Annotated in this window: 19 protein-coding genes and 1 tRNA gene; 11 read left to right on the top strand and 9 right to left on the bottom strand. The window is 62.4% G+C overall.

The features are described 5' to 3' along the window. Positions 1 to 10: 10 nt before the first annotated feature. Together NUV79_RS11870 and NUV79_RS11865 are read right to left on the bottom strand one after the other, a co-directional pair. Positions 11 to 87, bottom strand: a tRNA-Arg gene (locus NUV79_RS11870). A gap of 235 nt (positions 88 to 322) precedes the next feature. Further along, on the bottom strand, positions 323 to 532 hold the full coding sequence (locus NUV79_RS11865; RefSeq protein ID WP_257733297.1) for a hypothetical protein: 210 nt from the start codon (positions 530 to 532) through the stop codon (positions 323 to 325). A 244-nt stretch (positions 533 to 776) separates the two neighbouring features. Here NUV79_RS11865 and ykgO point away from each other — a divergent pair, with 244 nt between their 5' ends. Beyond that, positions 777 to 902 (top strand): type B 50S ribosomal protein L36, encoded by a 126-nt coding sequence (gene ykgO / locus NUV79_RS11860; protein WP_038363015.1) that lies wholly within the window; start codon positions 777 to 779, stop codon positions 900 to 902. A 139-nt stretch (positions 903 to 1,041) separates the two neighbouring features. Continuing rightward, positions 1,042 to 1,695: a tetratricopeptide repeat protein gene (locus NUV79_RS11855; protein WP_257733295.1), complete on the top strand. Its 654-nt coding sequence runs from the start codon at positions 1,042 to 1,044 to the stop codon at positions 1,693 to 1,695. A 135-nt stretch (positions 1,696 to 1,830) separates the two neighbouring features. On the opposite strand, the gene pyk is transcribed toward NUV79_RS11855, so the two are convergent. From pyk to NUV79_RS11840, 3 genes are all read right to left on the bottom strand, one after another. After that, positions 1,831 to 3,270: a pyruvate kinase gene (pyk, locus tag NUV79_RS11850; protein ID WP_257733294.1), complete on the bottom strand. Its 1,440-nt coding sequence runs from the start codon at positions 3,268 to 3,270 to the stop codon at positions 1,831 to 1,833. Between the two features lie 173 nt (positions 3,271 to 3,443). Further along, positions 3,444 to 3,887, bottom strand: coding sequence for a DUF1036 domain-containing protein (locus NUV79_RS11845; protein WP_257733293.1), 444 nt, complete (start codon positions 3,885 to 3,887; stop codon positions 3,444 to 3,446). A gap of 2 nt (positions 3,888 to 3,889) precedes the next feature. Next, positions 3,890 to 5,164, bottom strand: coding sequence for a glycerate kinase type-2 family protein (locus tag NUV79_RS11840; RefSeq protein WP_257733464.1), 1,275 nt, complete (start codon positions 5,162 to 5,164; stop codon positions 3,890 to 3,892). A 292-nt stretch (positions 5,165 to 5,456) separates the two neighbouring features. On the opposite strand from NUV79_RS11840, the gene NUV79_RS11835 reads away from it, so the two are divergent. Both NUV79_RS11835 and NUV79_RS11830 read left to right on the top strand, forming a co-directional pair. After that, positions 5,457 to 5,699: a DUF2312 domain-containing protein gene (locus tag NUV79_RS11835; RefSeq protein WP_047574439.1), complete on the top strand. Its 243-nt coding sequence runs from the start codon at positions 5,457 to 5,459 to the stop codon at positions 5,697 to 5,699. A 418-nt stretch (positions 5,700 to 6,117) separates the two neighbouring features. After that, on the top strand, positions 6,118 to 6,474 hold the full coding sequence (locus tag NUV79_RS11830) for a hypothetical protein (RefSeq protein WP_257733292.1): 357 nt from the start codon (positions 6,118 to 6,120) through the stop codon (positions 6,472 to 6,474). 12 nt (positions 6,475 to 6,486) lie between these two features. On the opposite strand, the gene NUV79_RS11825 is transcribed toward NUV79_RS11830, so the two are convergent. Continuing rightward, entirely contained in the window at positions 6,487 to 6,843 is a 357-nt protein-coding gene (locus NUV79_RS11825; RefSeq protein WP_257733291.1) for a helix-turn-helix domain-containing protein, read from the bottom strand. A 45-nt stretch (positions 6,844 to 6,888) separates the two neighbouring features. Here NUV79_RS11825 and NUV79_RS11820 point away from each other — a divergent pair, with 45 nt between their 5' ends. Then, positions 6,889 to 7,383: an NADAR family protein gene (locus tag NUV79_RS11820; protein ID WP_257733290.1), complete on the top strand. Its 495-nt coding sequence runs from the start codon at positions 6,889 to 6,891 to the stop codon at positions 7,381 to 7,383. Between the two features lie 4 nt (positions 7,384 to 7,387). Here the strand turns inward: NUV79_RS11820 and NUV79_RS11815 are convergent, their stop codons facing one another. Continuing rightward, positions 7,388 to 8,320, bottom strand: a complete 933-nt coding sequence (locus tag NUV79_RS11815; RefSeq protein ID WP_257733289.1) for a PfkB family carbohydrate kinase — start codon at positions 8,318 to 8,320, stop codon at positions 7,388 to 7,390. Between the two features lie 868 nt (positions 8,321 to 9,188). On the opposite strand from NUV79_RS11815, the gene NUV79_RS11810 reads away from it, so the two are divergent. The 4 genes from NUV79_RS11810 to NUV79_RS11795 all read left to right on the top strand — a co-directional run bounded on the left by NUV79_RS11810 (position 9,189) and on the right by NUV79_RS11795 (position 13,331). Continuing rightward, a complete protein-coding gene (locus NUV79_RS11810; RefSeq protein ID WP_257733288.1) occupies positions 9,189 to 11,684 on the top strand; it encodes a TniQ family protein in 2,496 nt (831 codons plus the stop codon). 171 nt (positions 11,685 to 11,855) lie between these two features. Further along, entirely contained in the window at positions 11,856 to 12,293 is a 438-nt protein-coding gene (locus NUV79_RS11805) for a Ros/MucR family transcriptional regulator (protein WP_257733287.1), read from the top strand. Further along, a complete protein-coding gene (locus NUV79_RS11800) occupies positions 12,293 to 12,598 on the top strand; it encodes an HU family DNA-binding protein (protein WP_257733463.1) in 306 nt (101 codons plus the stop codon). Before NUV79_RS11805 ends, NUV79_RS11800 begins: the two co-directional genes overlap by 1 nt. 124 nt (positions 12,599 to 12,722) lie before the next feature. Then, the gene (locus NUV79_RS11795) at positions 12,723 to 13,331 is read left to right on the top strand and encodes a plasmid pRiA4b ORF-3 family protein (protein WP_257733286.1); all 609 of its coding nucleotides are present in this window, start codon (positions 12,723 to 12,725) and stop codon (positions 13,329 to 13,331) included. A gap of 391 nt (positions 13,332 to 13,722) precedes the next feature. On the opposite strand, the gene NUV79_RS11790 is transcribed toward NUV79_RS11795, so the two are convergent. Continuing rightward, positions 13,723 to 14,814: an alpha/beta hydrolase gene (locus tag NUV79_RS11790; RefSeq protein WP_257733285.1), complete on the bottom strand. Its 1,092-nt coding sequence runs from the start codon at positions 14,812 to 14,814 to the stop codon at positions 13,723 to 13,725. Positions 14,815 to 14,837: 23 nt separating this feature from the next. Then, a complete protein-coding gene (locus NUV79_RS11785; RefSeq protein ID WP_257733284.1) occupies positions 14,838 to 16,025 on the bottom strand; it encodes an MFS transporter in 1,188 nt (395 codons plus the stop codon). 132 nt (positions 16,026 to 16,157) lie between these two features. Here NUV79_RS11785 and NUV79_RS11780 point away from each other — a divergent pair, with 132 nt between their 5' ends. Beyond that, the gene (locus tag NUV79_RS11780; protein ID WP_257733283.1) at positions 16,158 to 17,060 is read left to right on the top strand and encodes a LysR family transcriptional regulator; all 903 of its coding nucleotides are present in this window, start codon (positions 16,158 to 16,160) and stop codon (positions 17,058 to 17,060) included. 351 nt (positions 17,061 to 17,411) lie between these two features. Next, positions 17,412 to 17,588, top strand: a complete 177-nt coding sequence (locus tag NUV79_RS11775) for a hypothetical protein (RefSeq protein WP_374679229.1) — start codon at positions 17,412 to 17,414, stop codon at positions 17,586 to 17,588. Positions 17,589 to 17,619 lie beyond the last annotated feature (31 nt).

The raw sequence follows: 17,619 nt of genomic DNA, 5'->3' as shown, positions 1-17,619 counted from the left end.
AGCTAAGTAGTGGCGCGCCCGAAAGGATTCGAACCTCTGACCCTCAGATTCGTAGTCTGATGCTCTATCCAGCTGAGCTACGGGCGCGTCTCAGAGCGTCATGACGCGTTGCGTCCGGCCTGATGACGGGGGAGATAGCCGGTCCATTTCGTCTTGGCAACCCTCAAAATCAGGAAGTCATCGAATTGTTGTGATCGAGTCCCGAGCCGGCTCGGCGAGGCGTCGGTGCTGCCGATTTCAGAGCACCATGCCTGCCGGGCCATGCGAAAGCGGCCGCAGCGGAGTCCTTATCGCCTCGTCTGCGGCTGAAGGCTCTGTCCGGTCAGCGCGTCGCGCGGCGGGTGGCGCGCACGACCGAGGGGCCGGTAACGGCGCCGGCCGCACCGCCGACCACGGCGCCGACAGGACCGGCAACCACGGCGCCGGTGCCTGCGCCGACGGCCGCGCCTCCGATGCGTTGTTCAACGGTGTTGCCGCAGGCGCCGAGCATCAGCGTCGTGGCGAGGATCGAGGCGAGAAGAGGCAGGCGCATGGATGATCTCCGTATGGGCGAGTGTCCAAACGCCATTCTGTGGTTCAGGTTCCCGTCGGGCGAAAGCGGATTTCCTGCGGGCCAAGGCGCGATCGCACTTGCGATCCACGGAAAAATCCGTATACAGCCGGCATCGCATCAGTCGCACCATTGCATGGGCGGTGAGGACCGTTGAGGTTCGCGTCGCAGACTGAAGGTTTTTGACCGGCCCATCTCACACGGGCGGGCCGATGGAGTTGAGACGATGAAGATCCGTAATTCGCTGAAGTCGCTGCGCGCGCGCCATCGCGACAACCAGCTCGTGCGCCGCAAGGGCCGCGTCTACATCATCAACAAGGTCCAGAAGCGCTTCAAGGCGCGTCAGGGCTGAGACGTCGCGCGGATTTTCCGCGCGGCTGCCTCGGTTGGGATTTCGAAGAGCGGGACGCCGATGGCGTGCCCGCTCTTTGCGTTGCACGCTCGCCCGGCTGTGATTTGACCGGACGGCGATGGTGGCTAAAGTCACCGGCATGATCCGTTCTCGCACCGCGTCTGCTGCCATCGCGCTGCTGCTGGCTTCGGCTGGGCCGCTGGCCATTGGTGCGGCCCTGGCACAATCTGCGCCGCCACCGCGGCCCGGTACCGTCGCGCCCGACGACAAGGCGGATAACCCGGTCACGCCCAATGTGCCGCAGCGCAGCCCGGCAGCGACGCTGGAGCGGCTGTTTCAGCGCCTGCACGATGCCGCCACGCAGGAAGAGGCCGAGGGCGTCGCGCGCCTGATCCAGCGGCGCTGGGCGCGCTCGGGCTCCGACACGGCGGATTTGCTGATGACGCGTGCGCAGCAGGCGCTGAAGGACAAGCAGAACGAGCTCGCGATCGAATTGCTCGACCGCGTGATCAGCCTGCAGCCGGACTGGGCCGAGGCCTGGAACCAGCGCGCCAACGCGCTCTATCTCATGGGCGATCCGATCCGCTCCATGCTCGATATCGGCGAGACGCTGAAGCGCGAGCCGCGCCATTACGGCGCGATGATGGGGCTCGGCATGATCCTGCGCCAGCAGGGCGACGACAAGGCCGCGATGAAGGCCTTCCGCAAGGCGCTGGAAATCTACCCGCAGTTCGACGCGGTGAAGAAGGCCGTCGATTCGCTGAAGACGGATGTCGACGGCCGCGACGCTTGAGTGCCGAGTGCTTTTCTCGTCATGCTCGGGCTTGACCCGAGCCTCTCATGCCGGAGAGAGCGCTTCTCGACGAGGTCCTGCCTGAAAGAGATTCTCGGGTCTGCGCTGCGCTTCGCCCGAGAATGACGTCCCGGTTCAAGCCTTCTCGACATGCTCCTGCGCGACGAAGGCGATACGGACCATGTTGGTCGCGCCCGGCGTTCCGAACGGCACGCCCGCCACCACGATGATGCGGTCACCAAGTTTGGCGTAATGCTCGCGCACCGCGAACTTGCAGGCACGGAAGGCCATGTCGTCGGCGTCGCTGGCATCCTTGGTGACAATGGCGTGCACGCCCCAGACCAGCGTCAGACGCCGCGCGGTGGCGCGATTGGGGGTCAGCGCGATCACCGTCGAGTTCGGGCGCTCGCGGGCGATGCGGAAGGCGGTCGAGCCCGACGAGGTCCAGGCGCAGATCGCCTTGAGGTTCAGCGTCTCGGCGATCTCGTGGGAGGCCTTGGCGATGGCGTCGGCGCCGGTCGCTTCCGGCTCGTTGCGCTGCGATTCGAGGATCGAGCGGTAGACCGCGTCGTTTTCGACCTCCTCGGCGATGCGGTTCATCATCGTCACGGCTTCGATCGGATACTGGCCGGCGGCGCTCTCGGCCGAGAGCATCACGGCGTCGGCGCCTTCGAAGACGGCGGTGGCGACGTCGGAAACCTCGGCGCGGGTCGGCACTGGGCTCGTGATCATGCTCTCCAGCATCTGGGTCGCGACGACGACCGGCTTGCCCTTGAGGCGGGCCATGCGGGTCAGACGCTTCTGCGTGCCAGGCACCTTCTCCAGCGGCATTTCGACGCCGAGATCGCCGCGCGCGACCATGATCGCGTCGGAGGCGTCGATGATCTCCTCCATGCGGGCGACGGCTTGCGGCTTCTCGATCTTGGCCAGTGCCAGCGCGCGGCCGCGCACGATCTTGCGCAGCTCGGCCATGTCCTCGGGGCGCTGCACGAAGGAGAGCGCGATCCAGTCGACGCCGACCTCGGCCGCGACCTCGGCATCGGCGCGGTCCTTATCGGTCATGGCGGAGACGGCGATGGTGGTGTCGGGCAGGCTCACGCCCTTGCGCGAGGACAGGCGCCCGCCGACCAGGACCTTTGTCACCGCTTCCTGGGCCGAAGCCTTCTCGACGACGAGGCGCAGCTTGCCGTCATCGAGGATGAGGTGGTGCCCGGGCTCGAGCGCGCTCAGGATTTCGGGATGGGGGAGGTGGACGCGCTTGGTGTCGCCAGGGGCGGGGTCGGAATCGAGCGTAAATCGCGCGCCCTTTTCCAGCATCACGCCGCCGTCGCCGCCGAACTGGCCGACGCGCAGCTTCGGGCCCTGCAGGTCGGCGAGGATGCCGACCGGGCGGCGGAACCTGCTCTCAAGCCCACGCAACATCGCCACCTTATCGGCCAGCGTCTCGCGCTGGGTGTGGCTCATGTTGATGCGGAAGACGTCGACGCCGGCAGAGAACAGTTTTGCGCACATCTCCTCGGTTGAGGAGGCGGGGCCCAGGGTGGCGATGATCTTGATCCGGCGTTCGCGCTTCATTGTTCTTCCCCTGCGACCGGCGAGCCCATACGGCACCGGCCGCGCCCTTTCGTTCGTTCTGGAGCGCGGTCAGCCCGTCGCCGGGGCCTCGCTTCCGTTTCTTGTCCGCAGGGCCGGCTGACCCTGCGTCGGTCGTCTACCTTATGCCGAGACTTTCGCCCGACGTAAGCTGGTCAGGGCCGCGGAGTTGCGCCGCCGCCCGTATCGGTGAGCTGGATCGTCCAGCTCTTCTGCTCGCCTGTATCGACCTCGAAGAAGCCGGCCCGGTCATAGCCGCGCGCCAGGCAATCCTCTATGCCCCGGATAGTGAACTCCTTGTTGCGCACGCACATGACCGATTTGCCGGTCCATTCGCCGCCCTTGTCGTAATCGACGGCGTGAACGTAGTAGAAGCGCGCCGCCAGCGTGCCGCGCAGCAATGTCTCGCAGCCGCGCGGGCTGATGTTCCACCAGCCCTCGGTGATCCAGCCCTGCGCATCGCGGTAGCCGATCGCGACGCCGATGCGGCTCGAGGTGGTGTTGCACATGCGCAAGTCCGCCTTGGCCGGAGCCACGCTTCCGAGGAAGGCGGCCGCGCAGAAGGCGAGGGGGAGGACCGTTCGAGGAGAGCCCGGCATTCTCACGGTTCGATCAGGATCACGCGGCAGTCGTTGACATTGGTCAGCGTCGGTCCCGGCTGCAGCAAATCGCCGAGCGCTTCGAAGAAGCCGGTCGAATCGTTGTCGGCGAGGGATCGGGCGGGATCAAGGCCGATCTCGGCGGCGCGGGTCAAAGTCTGGGGATCGACCAGTGCGCCGGCCGGGTCGGTCGCCTCGCCGCCGCCGCCATCGGTGCCGTCGGTATCGCCGGAGAGCGCGACGATGCCGGGTTCGCCGGCGAGCGCAATGGCGAGCGCCAGCGCGTATTCCTGATTGGGGCCGCCGCGGCCGGAGCCGCGCAGGGTCACGGTGAGCTCGCCGCCGGACAGGATGGCGGCGCGCTTGCCTTCGCGCTTCAGGCGCTTGGCGAGATCGGCATGGGCAGCTGCGATATCGCGCGCCTCGCCTTCGAGATCGGCGCCGAGATCATGCACTGCATAGCCGGCGGCCTCGGCCGTCGTGCGTGCCGCCGCCAAGGCGTCGGCAGGGCGGGCGATGATCCGATATTCGCTGTTGGGGAAGGCGGGGTGACCGGGCTTCGGCGTCTCGTTTGCGGGATCGTCGAGAAGCTTGCGGGCGGGGGGCGGCAGGTCGAGCCCATAGCGGGCGACGATGGCGCGGGCTTGCTCCGTCGTGCTGGGATCGGCGACGGTCGGGCCGGAGGCGATGGCGGTCGGCTCGTCGCCGGGCACGTCGGAGATCGCGAGCGTCAGCAGCCGGGCCGGAGCGGCGGCGAGCGCAAGCCGCCCGCCCTTGATCCGCGAGAGCCGCTTGCGGACGATGTTCATCTCGCCGATCGGCGCGCCCGAGCGCAGAAGCGCCTTGTTGACCGCCTGCTTCTCGGCGAGCGCAAGCCCGCCGGCGGGCGCGACCCAATTGGCCGAGCCGCCGCCGGAGAGCAAGACGAGCACGAAGTCATCTTCGGTCGCGGAGCCTGCGAGTGCCAGGGCCCGCTCGGCGCTGTCGATGCTGCCCTGATCGGGCACGGGGTGGCCGGCCGCGACCATCTGAATGCGCCTGGTGGGCGCGGTGTAGCCGTGCCGTGCTACGGCATGGCCGAGGAGGCGGTCGGACGGAAAGCCCTGGTCGAGATAATGCGCCTCTGCGAGTGCCATCATGCTACCTGCGGCCTTGCCGGCTGCGAGCAGGATCAGGCGTCCATTCGCGGGCGGTGCGGGCAGATGCTGCGGCAGGCAGCCTGCGGGATGGGCGCGGGCGACGGCGGCGTCGAAGATCGCGCGGGCGGTCGCGCGCATCGCGGCGATGGCGGTGGTGGATTGCGGCACGCCGCGCGGCTCCCTTGATCCCGGCCGCTTCGCGGCTCGCTCCTTGTCACCGTTGTAGGGTGGCTTGGAAGCGGCGTCATCAGCCGTCTGGCAATTTAGTCATACTTTTTGAGAAGATTGCGCGGTGGAGACGGGCCGGCGCCCGACTGTGGGGTGTCAGGACTGTTGATGGGCGGCCGGGCTTGCGCCAGTTCGGTCTTGACGGGCGCCCCCCATCCGGGCGAACGCTGCCGGCCAATTTCGTATCCGAGAAGGTTATCAGATGGACGATCCGGTTCAGGGCGACCAGCTCAAGAGCATCGTCGAGCGCATCGAGCGGCTCGAGGAAGAGAAGAAGACGATCGCCGACGACATCAAGGAGGTCTATGCCGAGGCCAAGGGCAACGGCTACGACGTCAAGGTGCTGCGCAAGGTCGTGGCGCTGCGCAAGCGAGACCTCGACGAACGCAAGGAAGAGGAAGCGATCCTCGATCTCTACCTGCAGGCCGTCGGCGAAACCGCGTAAGCGGTTTTCTGTGCAGCAACCCATAATTTGGACATCGAACCCATAATCTGTACCTGACTACCCCCATAATTTGGCTATGCGCTACCAAGGCGTATACTAGGGGGTAGTAAGGAAGGGTTCCGGTCCGAGTTGCGATCTGGAGCGCTGCTTCAGATCGCGAGGTGCTGTCCATGATGGGCAGCACCTCTAGGATTTCTGCAATCGGAGAAGCTCGCATTCGCGTGCCGGCGTCAAAGCGCTGGCCGATGCGTATTGCGCGCCGTCAGCCCTGAGAAGCTCCGCAGAGGCAATTACCCACTGGACGCCGCCCCCGTCGCGCCGACAATCTGGCCTGGCTTCACGGATTCGGCCGACTATGGACAAGCAAGATCTAAAGTTCCCTGCTGACGTTTGCGGATGGCTCGAAACGCGATGGGGAATGGACCAGACCTACGTCACGCTTCTCGGCCTTCACCAGCCCACATATGAGATAGGATCGCGGACGCAGTTCAGCGTCGAACTTACATTCACGAAAATCTATAGACCTTACAGAAGCCGCCTGAGTTTGGTGCGCTTGAAAGACCAGTACGAGGTCACGACCCGAGACGTTTCCTCCGTCAAGGAAGTGCTGGCCGAGCGGTTCGGAAAGCCCGTCCGCAGCGGCACTTCGGATACAGTGTTCTGGAGATTTCCAACCACGACCGTCTCGATGTGGCACCTCGTCGGTCGCGACGGCTTGATCGTCATTGACTTCCAACCCACGGCCACCTTCCAACAGGCCGCGAGCGCATTCTGATCGGAAGATAGCCTATCGACGCAGCTTGGCGTGCTGCAGGTCGCCAATCGCGTCGAGCATTCGTGTGATCGCTTTAGCCCCTTCGGGGGTTTCATCCCATATTTTTCGCATGCTGGCTTCGGCCAAGGCCCATGATGCATTCCGCTTCGCCGTCTTGGCCTCCCGCCGGGGAATTTCCACACCAAGCGCCCTGCAGACTTGCACCAAGTTGTGGCTCAGCGTCTTGAACTGTCCCGAGCGGATCCTGCTGACCTGACTCGCATCAACCCCCGCGATTCTGGCGATTTCAGCCAAAGAACTGCCGCTGGCGTCGAATGACGCACGGATTTTTTTAGAAAGAAGCTCAAGCTGCTTGCTTGTTGGTTTCATGCAAATTAGCATGAAGATATTGGGGTTAATTTGCAAGGAGGCGATATGGACGAGATTCGCTTTTATCGGGCGAGTGAGAAGCCCTACGGCGCCTTTAGCAACCTCTACCGTCGCGACGTGATTTTCGAAGGCGAGGTCTTCGCAACCAGCGAGCACGCCTATCAAGCCGGGAAGGCCCGCAAGCCTGAAGTCCGCAAGTGGCTGATGGAGGCGCCATCGCCCGCCTTGCTGGCGATGGCGGCGCATGGCCTCTATTACTGGGACGTCGCGCCTGGTTGGTCGACGTTCAAGTTCGATCGGATGCGCGCCGTGCTACGCGCGAAGTTTGATCAGCATGACGACCTGAAGGCACTTCTTCTTTCGACGGGCGAAGCGCGGCTTGTGGAAAGCGCGACCGTCGATAACGAAGTCAACAGGCTGTGGGGCGAGGTCAACGGTGCCGGTAAAAACACCCTCGGCGTGATGCTGATGGAGCTTCGCGCCGCCTATCGGCTGCAGCAGACTCCGGAAACCGAACGACTTCTAGTCGCAGTCGCTTAAGGGACTAGGCGGTTTCTCGGCTCAGAACGCCGCGGGCGTATTCTGCACCACGCGCCTTGAAAACCCCGCGTGCGCCTGCATAGCCGCAATTTTCCGCGGCCAGTCGCTGCCCAGCTACGACGCCATCGACCAGTCCAGCGGCGTGAAGCTCTTGGGACGTGGGGCGGTGTGAGATCATCCAGTCGATCAGCCCGACACTGACCATGTCCCCGCATCCGCACGTATCCAACACGGACTCGGCTGGGATTGCATCACACCAGACGCGGCCGCTATCGTCCGCAATCTCAAGTCCAGCCGCTCCGTGCGTGACGATGCGGACTGCGCCCGATGACGTCGCCTCGAGGCGAGCGCCGAGCCTGTCTGCGGAATATTTGACGATCGAGGCCATCTGAAGCGCCGCTTCGAAAAGATCCTCATGATCGACGTCCGAGGGCTCGAAAAATATGATGGCGCCGCCGGACGAGGCTGTTTTCATGGCTTCGATGATGGTCGGCGAAACGCGGTCGGCATAGAACACAAAGCATGTGCTGAGCACCGGCATAGCAGGGCTCAACTCACCATCGTCGATCGGTTGATAGCGAGGCAGATCCTCCCGTGTGACCGGGCACCTGAAACTGAAATCGTGAGCTCCCGTTGCCGTATCGAGCTCTTGCGCGAGGATTGGCGAACGAACGCCGGCGCGACGGCTGATAAACCTGACCGATGCTCCTGCCTGGGAGAATTCCTCGACCAGACGCTCGCCCTCGTTGTCGTCGCCGAGGGCCAAAACTGGCGCCACATGGCGTTGAAGCATGGCGAGAGAGACCAGGACGTTGCCACACGATCCGCCGAGCGTCTCGTCCGTCAGGTCGCCGTCAGCATAAATCCGGTCCAGCACCGTGAATCCGGTCCCGGCCACCTCGATGGCATCGTCAAGCAGGGAGATCGGTAACCGCATGCCTGACATATGGCTCACCCTTTATGGGCTGTCGATAGACAGCGATTGGACATCCAGCCTTATTCTGCGCCCCTCATCGGGCCTCAACGCACGTAGCACCTTCAGCAATGCATCTGGGCCGGTCGGATAATCTCCGAACAGAGACCAACAGCCGTCAGCAGCGCCACACACCTCTCCAACGCTTATCCCGAACGGATGTGCCAGGAGCGCGTAATCGTTACCTGACCTTCCGCCGCTATCCCCGAAGCATAGGACCTCAGACGATCGCATGGTGGAAGCACGAACGACTTCCACAACGTTAAGTTTGGTGGATGACGAAGGGATAAAATCGAAACTGTGACCCGAACGCACGACCTTCACCCTGTCAGATCGCTTTTGCGGGAACCCCCGAACTGGAGAAAATCAGGTCGCTTTACAACCAACTGCGACGCAGGAGCGGCGGCGATTTCGAATTAACACCGTTCAACTGGAACAACGAGGATGACTGCAATGAATGGCAGAAAGTCCTAGACATTATAGACAACCACCTTCCCATCCAGCCCGCGTTTCGTTTTGCAGATGGTCTGCTCCCGCACAAATTCCATCTCGCAACCAAAGGCAATCTTGATAATCTCATCAAGCTCCTTTTCCGTGCCACCTCAATTGCCTACGACGACGGCGACGACAGCCTCCGCTTGGACGTCTTGGCGGAGTCGTTCGAGAGGATGAGGCGGGGGAGCGACGCCGCCAATCCTTTCGGTGATATGCGCAGGCGTGTCTCTGAGCCCCAATTGATTGAAGATGACGAGGAAGAAGATGACGATGAGGTCACGGGCCTAAGGAATATGCCCCGTCAGATGCGCGACAGCTATTCCAGGAGGCACGGCTGATGGCGACGATGAGAAGCCCGTTCCCCGGCCGCGTGAAGCATCATATCGACGAGCCGGCGTATAGCCTGCTTCTTCGGACATCGCTCGAAAATGGCATGGTGCTGATTCACAAGATGTTCGACATGGCGGGGCCGCGAGAAGCGTCCAGTCTCTCGAAGCTCTCTCCCGACGAGGTCGCTCGCCTCTGCAAGGCGGACCCAGTAGCTGTCGCCTTCGCCACGCCCGCGGTTTCGCCTTCCCGCGTGGATGTGCTCGGCGAGACCTTCAGCGCCGAGCATTTTAGCATCAACCGACGTCGCTGGTGCCCTCAATGTCTTGGAGAAAACGGCTACCACCGCGTCTGGTGGGACATAACCGCGGTATCCTCGTGCCCCTTCCACCAGGTCAAACTGGTATCGAACTGCGGCTGCGAAAATCGGCCCGTCCAGTGGCGTCACAATCCGATGCTGAGGTGTCGACGGGGCCACGAATTGCACCGGGTGGCTGCTCCAGCGGCCACCGCGGAGGCTTTGGCTCTCGATGGGTACATCGTGCGCCGGCTGCTTCAGATTGATCAGCCCGCCAGTTCATTTGACGGAATGGCTATGTCCGAGTTCCTCGCGCTCTGCGAGCGGCTAGGACAAGTTTCAAAAAGTCGCGACTTCAAATTGATGCAGGTTCGCCGGAGCATTCGGCCGGGGGAGCTTTGCGCTGAGGGCTTTCGGATTCTATCCAATTGGCCCGACGCATTCCAGGAACTGCTTAATCGCTTGAACGCGGAAAGCGAGAGACGCGCCGGTCGGCAGGGCGTCATCAAAGCTTATGGCGAATTCTATCTTTGGGTACGAGAGCTTCCCGACCACGAAATCGGCTTGGCTATGAAAGGGGAACTGCGCCGGCACGCCGAAGCTCACCTCACTTTGAAGGCCGGAACCGATCTCGGCGGCGCGCCGGTTAGGTTCGATACAGTAACTGTCGAAGAAGGCGCTCGCCGCTGTGGACTGGGGTACGTCCGCTTTCGAGACCTCCTCGCCAAGCTGGAAATCCAGGTGAGGGGAGAAGGGCAGGGGGCTCGGATTGATATCCGCCGCGATGAGTTCGAGCACCTCGAGGCCAGAGTTAAAGGCTTCAAGATCTTGAAGCAGGTCACCACCGAGCTTGGGATCGACGCTGTCGCGGTCGCAGAGCTAGCCCGAGGCGGGCATTTAAAGGTCATCGCTGAAGGTACAGGCGGGTCGGATTGGCTTTTCCCACATAGTGCCGCGTCCGATTTTCTCGCAAAGCTTTGGACACGCGCGGGAGCCAGTTCGCCTGAGCCCGGGCGCTATGTTCCGCTTGCGGCGGCAGCCAAGAGCGCTGAAATTTCCCTCACACAGGCTGTCGATGCGATTTTTAGCGGTGAGGTCGTCAGCGTTCGTGGCGGTAAGGAGCCGGCGTTGTCGGCGATTTTGGCCGACCCGGCTGAGCTCGCCTCGAAGAAGGCGCTGGATGGCGTTGCGCTGTCTGTAGCCGCGGAGGATCTGGGACTTAGGCAATCCGTGCTGGATGAAGCGCTGGCGGCTGGCGTCCTAAAGGTCGCCGGTCCTCCTGGCCAGCAGCTGGTTCTTCATCGGGCGCTAGCTGAGTTCAAAAGGAAATACGTGGGTATCGTCGAGCTTCGGCCGCTCTTGAATGTCCGGAATTTTCAGCTGGCGGTAGAGAGGCTGGCAGGTGCCGGCATCATGCCAGTTGTCACCGGAACGCGCGTCAGCGACTACATATATCGGCGTGGAGCAGTCGTCGATCTCGACAGAGCATCTCAGCATACCGGGACTACACCGGCGCGCGGCCGCAACCGTAAGGACATCGCCAAAGAGCTGTTCATGGAAGCCTCGATGCTTCGGCAACTCGTTGAGGCGGACCTAATTTCGATGCAGCCAGGCTGCCCTTATGGGAGCATCAGTGATGGGGAAGTCGCTCGGTTCAAGGCCGCTTATGCGACGTCCTCGGATCTGGCCAAGGTATTTGGCATTGAGGGATGGAAAACTATCATCACTCAGATGGAGCAAAACGGCGTGGGTGCTGTCTGCAGACCGCCGCAGTTCGACGCTTTTCTGTTCCCGCGGCCAGAGGCGCTGCGCGTGATGCAGTCGTACGTCGATGCCAATAAGCCGGTCGCCCTCCCCGATCGCGGACCGTCTGTCACGCTCAAGGAAGCGGGAGCTCAGCTCGGCATGGCTTACAACATGGCGACCGATGTGGCGCGAGCGAACATTCTGCCTAACCACTATCAGGGCCGGGCAATCATGGTGACGTTGGCCGATATTGAGGCTTTCCGAAAGCGCTATATCTTGGGCAATGAGCTGGGCGCACTGGCCGGGCGGGACGAGCATCGAGGAAGCGGCGCAGCGGTTACTAATAGACTTCTGGAGCATGGTCTGAAGCCTATATGTCGCCGGCCGCAGTTCTATTCGTATCTCTTCGAACGGAGCGCGGCGTTAGAGGCCATGAAGCGCGCTAACCTGTTGCCTTCATAGCGGTGGCGCTGCCACCAGATTCGAAGAAGGTTTTCCTATCCAGGCAGCTGCTGATCACCCGCTCGGCAGCTGCGACCTCTTGAATTAAGTTTTCAATCGCCATAGTCGACTCGCAGGGCAAATCATTTCTGATTGCCATGACGATTCTCTATCGGGCTTCTGGAGTTATTGATGGCTGAAGACAGCGAAAATCTAACTGCTTTGGTTGCCGACATAGTCTCCGCATACGTTTCAAACAACAGTGTTCCGGTCGCTGACCTTCCTAGCCTCATCGCCACCACACATGCTGCGCTTTCGGGCCTTGGCAACCCGCCTGAGCCCATCCCTGAAGAGCGGCCAAACCCCGCAGTGTCTATCAAGAAGTCGATCACACCTGAGTTCTTGATCTGTCTTGAGGACGGGAAAAAGTTCAAATCGCTCAAGCGCCATCTGCGCACGGCCTACGATATGACGCCCGACGATTACCGTGCTCGTTGGGGTCTGCCACCGGACTATCCAATGGTCGCTCCCGCCTATGCCGAAGCGCGCTCGTCGCTCGCCAAGAAAATGGGGTTGGGTCAGCAGCGGCGAAAAACGCCGGCACGTGGTAGGACCGGCAAGACGAACTAATTTATCGAGCCGTATCTCAGCTGGAGGGCTTAATGACCAAGAATGAATTGATCGCCGCGATCGCCGAAGACGCCACCAAGTCCAAGGCTGATGTCTCGGCTGTATTGGCTTCACTCGCCAATGTGGCTTCAAAGACGCTCAAGGCGGGCAATGATTTGACTCTCGGTGGCATCGGCAAGTTATCATCCGCTAAACGCGAAGCTCGCCAAGCCCGCAATCCTTCGACGGGCGCCATGATCGACGTGCCTGCAAAGACCGTGGTTAAATTCAAGGTCGCGAAAGACCTTGCTGACGCCGTCGCGTAATATTGATGTGGTGCCGCCGGGGGTTACGGGCGGATCGGTCATTGCTGATCCGCCGGGGTCGCTTCCGGCACTGGTGCGGGGTATCGATCGTCCAGATGGCCCACCCCCCTGGAGTGCCGGCCGCATGAGCCCTGCCGATCGCGTCGCGCGCCTGAAGATCGAGCTCGATGACTGGAGCCCAGTCATCTGGCGGCGTGTCGAGGTGCCACTGACCGCTTCTCTCAAGGCTCTGCATGACGTTATCCAGGCGGCAATGCCGTTTGAAGACTATCATCTCTTCCAGTTCCGCGCCGACGGGAAGCGCTTCGCCATCCCCGATCCGGAGTGGGAAAGCCTGCGCGACAGGACCTTCTCTGCTAGGACGACCAAGCTCGGCGCGCTCTTCGATCGCGGTGTCACCCAACTTTCCTACACCTACGACTTCGGTGACGATTGGCGGCACACAGTTACCGTTGAAGACGTCTTCGCCTCGGATTTCGGCACTGAGTACCCTCGATACGTCGATGGTGCCCGGCGCGGGCCACCGGAGGATGTCGGCGGAATCCCAGGCTTCCAGCTCTTTCTCGACGCCATCGCGGACCCCGACCACGAGCAACATGACGAACTCATGCGATGGCACGGTCGTCCTTTCGAACCAGAGCAACTCGACGTGGCTGACATCCGGGGCCGCATCGCCAAGCTCGCCAGGCGTCGCGCCATTGGCAAGGCCGCGTTCGCCAAGAGCAGACGCTAGGTCAACTGATCGGGCCGCATGCGCCCGCGGCCCTCGCCGGATGGATACCCTTGACCCATACAGACCAGTCCCCACGGCACCCCGCACCCGTGAATACCTCAACCCGCCTTACCGGCTCGTCGATCTCAACGCTCGATTTAAGCGTAAGCTCTGGAAATCGTCATATGTCCAAGCCCTCCAGGCTCGGAACATCAACGTTCATGCCCCATTCCGAAAGGTGGGGCCGGCACGTCGCTTACTTTGAGCCGACGGGCTCTGGCGCTGTGCTTGTTGCGTAGCGTGTCAGCAATGCCCGCCAGCAATGTCCGACGCGACGACGGTTTGTGCCCAGGCGTCTCTGATGGCTTCCCTTCAGAGGAAGCCTGCGGGGCTTTCCTCGACCCGGCCTTCGTCACGCGGCCAGATGCCGGTTGAAGAAACTGGCCAGCTTGTCGAACGGGATTACGTCGACCTTGTCGTATAGATCGACGTGGCTGGCGCCCGGGATGATCATCAGCTCCTTCGGCTCCGCGGCGGCCGCATAGGCGGTCTCGCTGAAATAGTGCGAATGGGCCTTTTCGCCGTGGATCAGCAGGACAGGTCGCGGCGAAATCTCCTTGATGTAGGTCAGGAGCGGCATGTTCATGAACGAGAGCGGTGTGGTCCGAGTCCAGGAATTGCCGGAGTTGACCGCACGCGCATGATAGCCGCGCGGCGTCCGGTAATAGTCGTGGTAATCGACCAGGAACTGGGCCTCGCCGCCTTTCAGGTCGTTGTAGGGTGGCTGGTAGGCCGGGGCTCCGTTCGCGGCGTCTTCCCAGCGCTGCCTGCTCAGTTGCTCCAGCATTTGCGTGCGCTGTTCAAGCGTCACGCTGTCGTTGTAGCCCTTCGACATGACACGGGTCATATCGTACATAGTGCTGGCGACGACGGCCTTGACCCGCTTGTCCACGGCGGCGGCATTCAAGGCCATGCCGCCCCAGCCGCAGATGCCAATGACGCCGATCCGTTCGCGGTCGACCGACGGGTGAAGGCCGAGATAGTCGACCGCCGCGCTGAAATCCTCGGTGTTGATATCCGGCGAGGCGACATTGCGGGGCTCGCCGCCGCTTTCGCCGGTGAAGGACGCATCGAAGGCCAGCGCGGCGAATCCGCGCTCCGCCATCATCTGCGCGTAGAGACCCGACGACTGCTCCTTCACCGCGCCGAACGGTCCACCGACGGCAAGCGCCGCCAAGCGACGATCGGCCCGGTCTCTCGGCAGATACAGATCGCCCGACAGGGTGATGCCGTAGCGATTCCTGAAGGTGACCTTCCGGTGATCGACCTTGTCGCTCTTCGGGAAGGTCTTGTCCCAGTCCGCTGTCATGGTCTGAGCCTTTGCGTTGGAGAGGTTGAAGAGTGATGCGGCGGCCAGGGTGGCGACGCCCGCACCGGTCAGCTTCATCAGGTCGCGACGCTCCAAGCGCTTGGGCGGCGTCGCGATTGTGTTGGTGGGATCCATCGATATCTCCCCGTTCTCTGTGATTATTCGGGCTTCAGCAGACGGTTTCCGTTGCCGATCAGTGCGATGCCGATGGCGGCCACAACCACGCTCCCAATGAAGGTCGCGGTGATCGACAGGCCGTCGAGGAGCAGCCCGCCGACCACTGCGCCGAACAGGATCGAGGTCTGGATCGCCGCGACCATCAGGCTGCCGGCGGCCTCCGGCGCATCGTTCGCGTTCTGCGACATCCAGGTCATCCAGATCACCGACATGGCGGTGTTCGTTGCGCCCCAGATCGCCAGGAAAAGGCCCGCCGCGGCGACCGAGCCGCCGAGCAGCAGGAGACCAGCCGTGCAACCTCCCATCAGCAGAGCGGGCAGCTTCAGGAGAGAAGCGACGCTGCCATGCAGGAAGCGGCTGGATGCCCAGGTGCCGACGAAGCCGGCGCAGCCGAGCACCAGCAGCAGGATCGAGAGCGTGGTCACATCCGCACCCGTCACCTGCTCCAGAAACGGGCGCAGATAGGTGAACATCGTGAAGGCCGAGCCCCAGGACAGCATCGAGGCGACGAGGCCGCGCAGGAAGTACGGGCGCTTCAGCAGGCCGAACATGGTCCGGACATCCTGCCGCTGGCGCGTGGGCAGCGATGGCAATGCGATGAGGTGCCAGACGAGGTTGACGGCGACGATGGGCGTGAGTGCCCAGAACACCGCGCGCCAGCCGAACAGGCCACCCAGATAGCTGCCGACAGGCGCGGCGAAGGCGGCCGCGATGGCCTGCCCGCCATACATCAGCGCCAGCGCACGCGGCACGTCGCTCTGGGGAACCAGCCGCATGATCACAGCGGTCGCCAGCGCCCAGAAGCCACCGATGCAGATGCCGAGCAGGGCACGGCCGAGCATCAGCACCGTGAAGTTCGGCGCGGCCGCGACCAGGATCAGCGAGACCAGCATGAAGGCCGCCATCGCGATCAGAACCCATTTGCGGTTCAGCGTTCCGGCAGCCGTCGTGATGGCCATGCTCGCCGCAACCGCGAAGAGGCCACTGATCGAGATCGCCTGCCCGGTCTGCCCCTCGGTCGCGCGCAGCCCCTCCGCCATCGGCGTCAGTAGACTGACCGGCATGAATTCCGAGGTGATCAGCATCGCCACGCAGAGCGCCATCGACAGGACGGCGCCCCAGGCGGCGGTCGGCTTGGTTCCTTCCTCCGATACGGCGGCAATCGCCATGGTGGTTCGCTCCTGAATCCGTTGTTGCAGTGCAAACTAGCGACCTCGCGGCGAAACGATTAGCCGCCTGAATTGGAATGCGCTGATCGACCTGATCGATTAATCTCCGGCGGGCAGATGCCGAGGGATCTCATGGACAAGACCGATCTCAACCAGCTCAGATGGTTTCAGGTCGTGGCCGAGGAGCACAGCTTCACCCGGGCGGCGGCGAAGATCGGCGTCGCGCAGTCGACCCTGAGCTACGCAATTAAGCAGTTCGAAGACCGCATGGGCGTCCGCCTTCTGACCCGAACCACCCGCAATGTGGCGACGACGGCTGCGGGCGAGCGGTTGCTCCAAACCATCACGCCGCGGATCGCGGAGATCGAGGACGAGATCGCGGCGCTGACGGCGTTGCGCGACAAGCCCTCGGGCTCGGTCAGGCTGACGCTGTCGGACCATGCGCTCGAAAGTGTGGTCTGGCCGAAGCTGAAGCCGATCCTCCGCGACTATCCCGACATCCATGTTGAACTGATCCTCGATAGCACCTTCCGCAATATCGTCGAGGAGGGCTTCGATGCTGGCGTCCGTCTGGGCGAGAGCGTCGAGAAGGATATGATTGCAGTCCGCATCGGTCCGGACTGGCGGCTGGTAGCGGTCGCTTCGCCCGGATATCTCGGTGCGCACGGAGTGCCGAACAATCCTCAAGACCTAGTCCAGCATGTCTGCATCAACATGCGCCACGAAACAGCCGGCGGGCTCTATACCTGGGAGTTTGAGAAGGGCGGGCAGGAACTGCGTGTTCGGGTGAGCGGCCAGCTCACCTTCAACAACTCCTATGCCATTATCGAAGCGGCGGTGAATGGGTATGGAATCGCCTACGTGCCCGACGATATCGCTAAGCGGCATGTCGGATCAGGCCAACTGATCCAGGTACTGGACGACTGGTCCCCCTTCTTCGACGGCTATTTCCTCTACTTTCCCAGCCGCCGCCAGAATCTCCCAGCCTTCAAGATCATCATCAACGCTTTACGGCACCGAGGCCGGACCGGATGAAAGCCGTTCTCCAATTAGGCTGATAATCCGCCTTGCAAAAGGCGTCTAATGTGCGGTCGTGCAAATGGCTTCGGCTTCCGGCTCTTGCGCGTGTGTTTGGATTGGGCTGAGGGCCGGCGTCCGATAGTCTCCAGGGGAGATGCTACTGAGGCGGCATTGGGAAATTGCCCTCGCCAATTTGCCGTAAGAGCCCTCCGTTCGGATTCATGATCTCAGTCGATCGCTGGTTCCGTTCGAGCCGAAATCGACGCTTCCGCAGTCGTCCACTGTTGGATGTGCAGATCCTGTCATATTGACTCCATCTCTGTGGTCATCATACTGGTCTTACCAGAATAAAAAATGGTTTCAGGGATGGAAGCTCAAGATGCCGACAGCGCCTCGGGGTTCGAGCGCGTGTTCGCCTATCTGCGAGAGCGGCTGCTTGACGGCACGCTGAAACAGGGCGAACGGCTCGTGGCCGAGCGCGAACTGGCCATCCAGCTGTCAAATCGCATTGAAGCGCATCCCCCTTATCGCGTTGAAGGCTAGCCCCCCTTAGGCTCGCGCCGACGTGCCGGGA

The organism is Allobosea sp. 47.2.35 (assembly GCF_024655635.1).
Classification (GTDB): domain Bacteria; phylum Pseudomonadota; class Alphaproteobacteria; order Rhizobiales; family Beijerinckiaceae; genus Allobosea.
Note: the sequence above shows the minus strand (reverse complement) of the source record. Positions and strands in the feature narration are given on the sequence as shown.

Excerpts from the sequence above, each read along its gene's own strand:
- NUV79_RS11865 (WP_257733297.1), bottom strand. The coding sequence starts at position 532 with ATGCGCCTGCCTCTTCTCGCCTCGATCCTCGCCACGACGCTGATGCTC.
- ykgO (WP_038363015.1), top strand. The coding sequence starts at position 777 with ATGAAGATCCGTAATTCGCTGAAGTCGCTGCGCGCGCGCCATCGCGAC.
- NUV79_RS11855 (WP_257733295.1), top strand. The coding sequence starts at position 1,042 with ATGATCCGTTCTCGCACCGCGTCTGCTGCCATCGCGCTGCTGCTGGCT.
- pyk (WP_257733294.1), bottom strand. The coding sequence starts at position 3,270 with ATGAAGCGCGAACGCCGGATCAAGATCATCGCCACCCTGGGCCCCGCC.
- NUV79_RS11845 (WP_257733293.1), bottom strand. The coding sequence starts at position 3,887 with ATGCCGGGCTCTCCTCGAACGGTCCTCCCCCTCGCCTTCTGCGCGGCC.
- NUV79_RS11840 (WP_257733464.1), bottom strand. The coding sequence starts at position 5,164 with ATGCGCGCGACCGCCCGCGCGATCTTCGACGCCGCCGTCGCCCGCGCC.
- NUV79_RS11835 (WP_047574439.1), top strand. The coding sequence starts at position 5,457 with ATGGACGATCCGGTTCAGGGCGACCAGCTCAAGAGCATCGTCGAGCGC.
- NUV79_RS11830 (WP_257733292.1), top strand. The coding sequence starts at position 6,118 with ATGGACCAGACCTACGTCACGCTTCTCGGCCTTCACCAGCCCACATAT.
- NUV79_RS11825 (WP_257733291.1), bottom strand. The coding sequence starts at position 6,843 with ATGAAACCAACAAGCAAGCAGCTTGAGCTTCTTTCTAAAAAAATCCGT.
- NUV79_RS11820 (WP_257733290.1), top strand. The coding sequence starts at position 6,889 with ATGGACGAGATTCGCTTTTATCGGGCGAGTGAGAAGCCCTACGGCGCC.
- NUV79_RS11815 (WP_257733289.1), bottom strand. The coding sequence starts at position 8,320 with ATGCGGTTACCGATCTCCCTGCTTGACGATGCCATCGAGGTGGCCGGG.
- NUV79_RS11810 (WP_257733288.1), top strand. The coding sequence starts at position 9,189 with ATGGCGACGATGAGAAGCCCGTTCCCCGGCCGCGTGAAGCATCATATC.
- NUV79_RS11805 (WP_257733287.1), top strand. The coding sequence starts at position 11,856 with ATGGCTGAAGACAGCGAAAATCTAACTGCTTTGGTTGCCGACATAGTC.
- NUV79_RS11795 (WP_257733286.1), top strand. The coding sequence starts at position 12,723 with ATGAGCCCTGCCGATCGCGTCGCGCGCCTGAAGATCGAGCTCGATGAC.
- NUV79_RS11790 (WP_257733285.1), bottom strand. The coding sequence starts at position 14,814 with ATGGATCCCACCAACACAATCGCGACGCCGCCCAAGCGCTTGGAGCGT.
- NUV79_RS11785 (WP_257733284.1), bottom strand. The coding sequence starts at position 16,025 with ATGGCGATTGCCGCCGTATCGGAGGAAGGAACCAAGCCGACCGCCGCC.
- NUV79_RS11780 (WP_257733283.1), top strand. The coding sequence starts at position 16,158 with ATGGACAAGACCGATCTCAACCAGCTCAGATGGTTTCAGGTCGTGGCC.
- NUV79_RS11775 (WP_374679229.1), top strand. The coding sequence starts at position 17,412 with ATGGAAGCTCAAGATGCCGACAGCGCCTCGGGGTTCGAGCGCGTGTTC.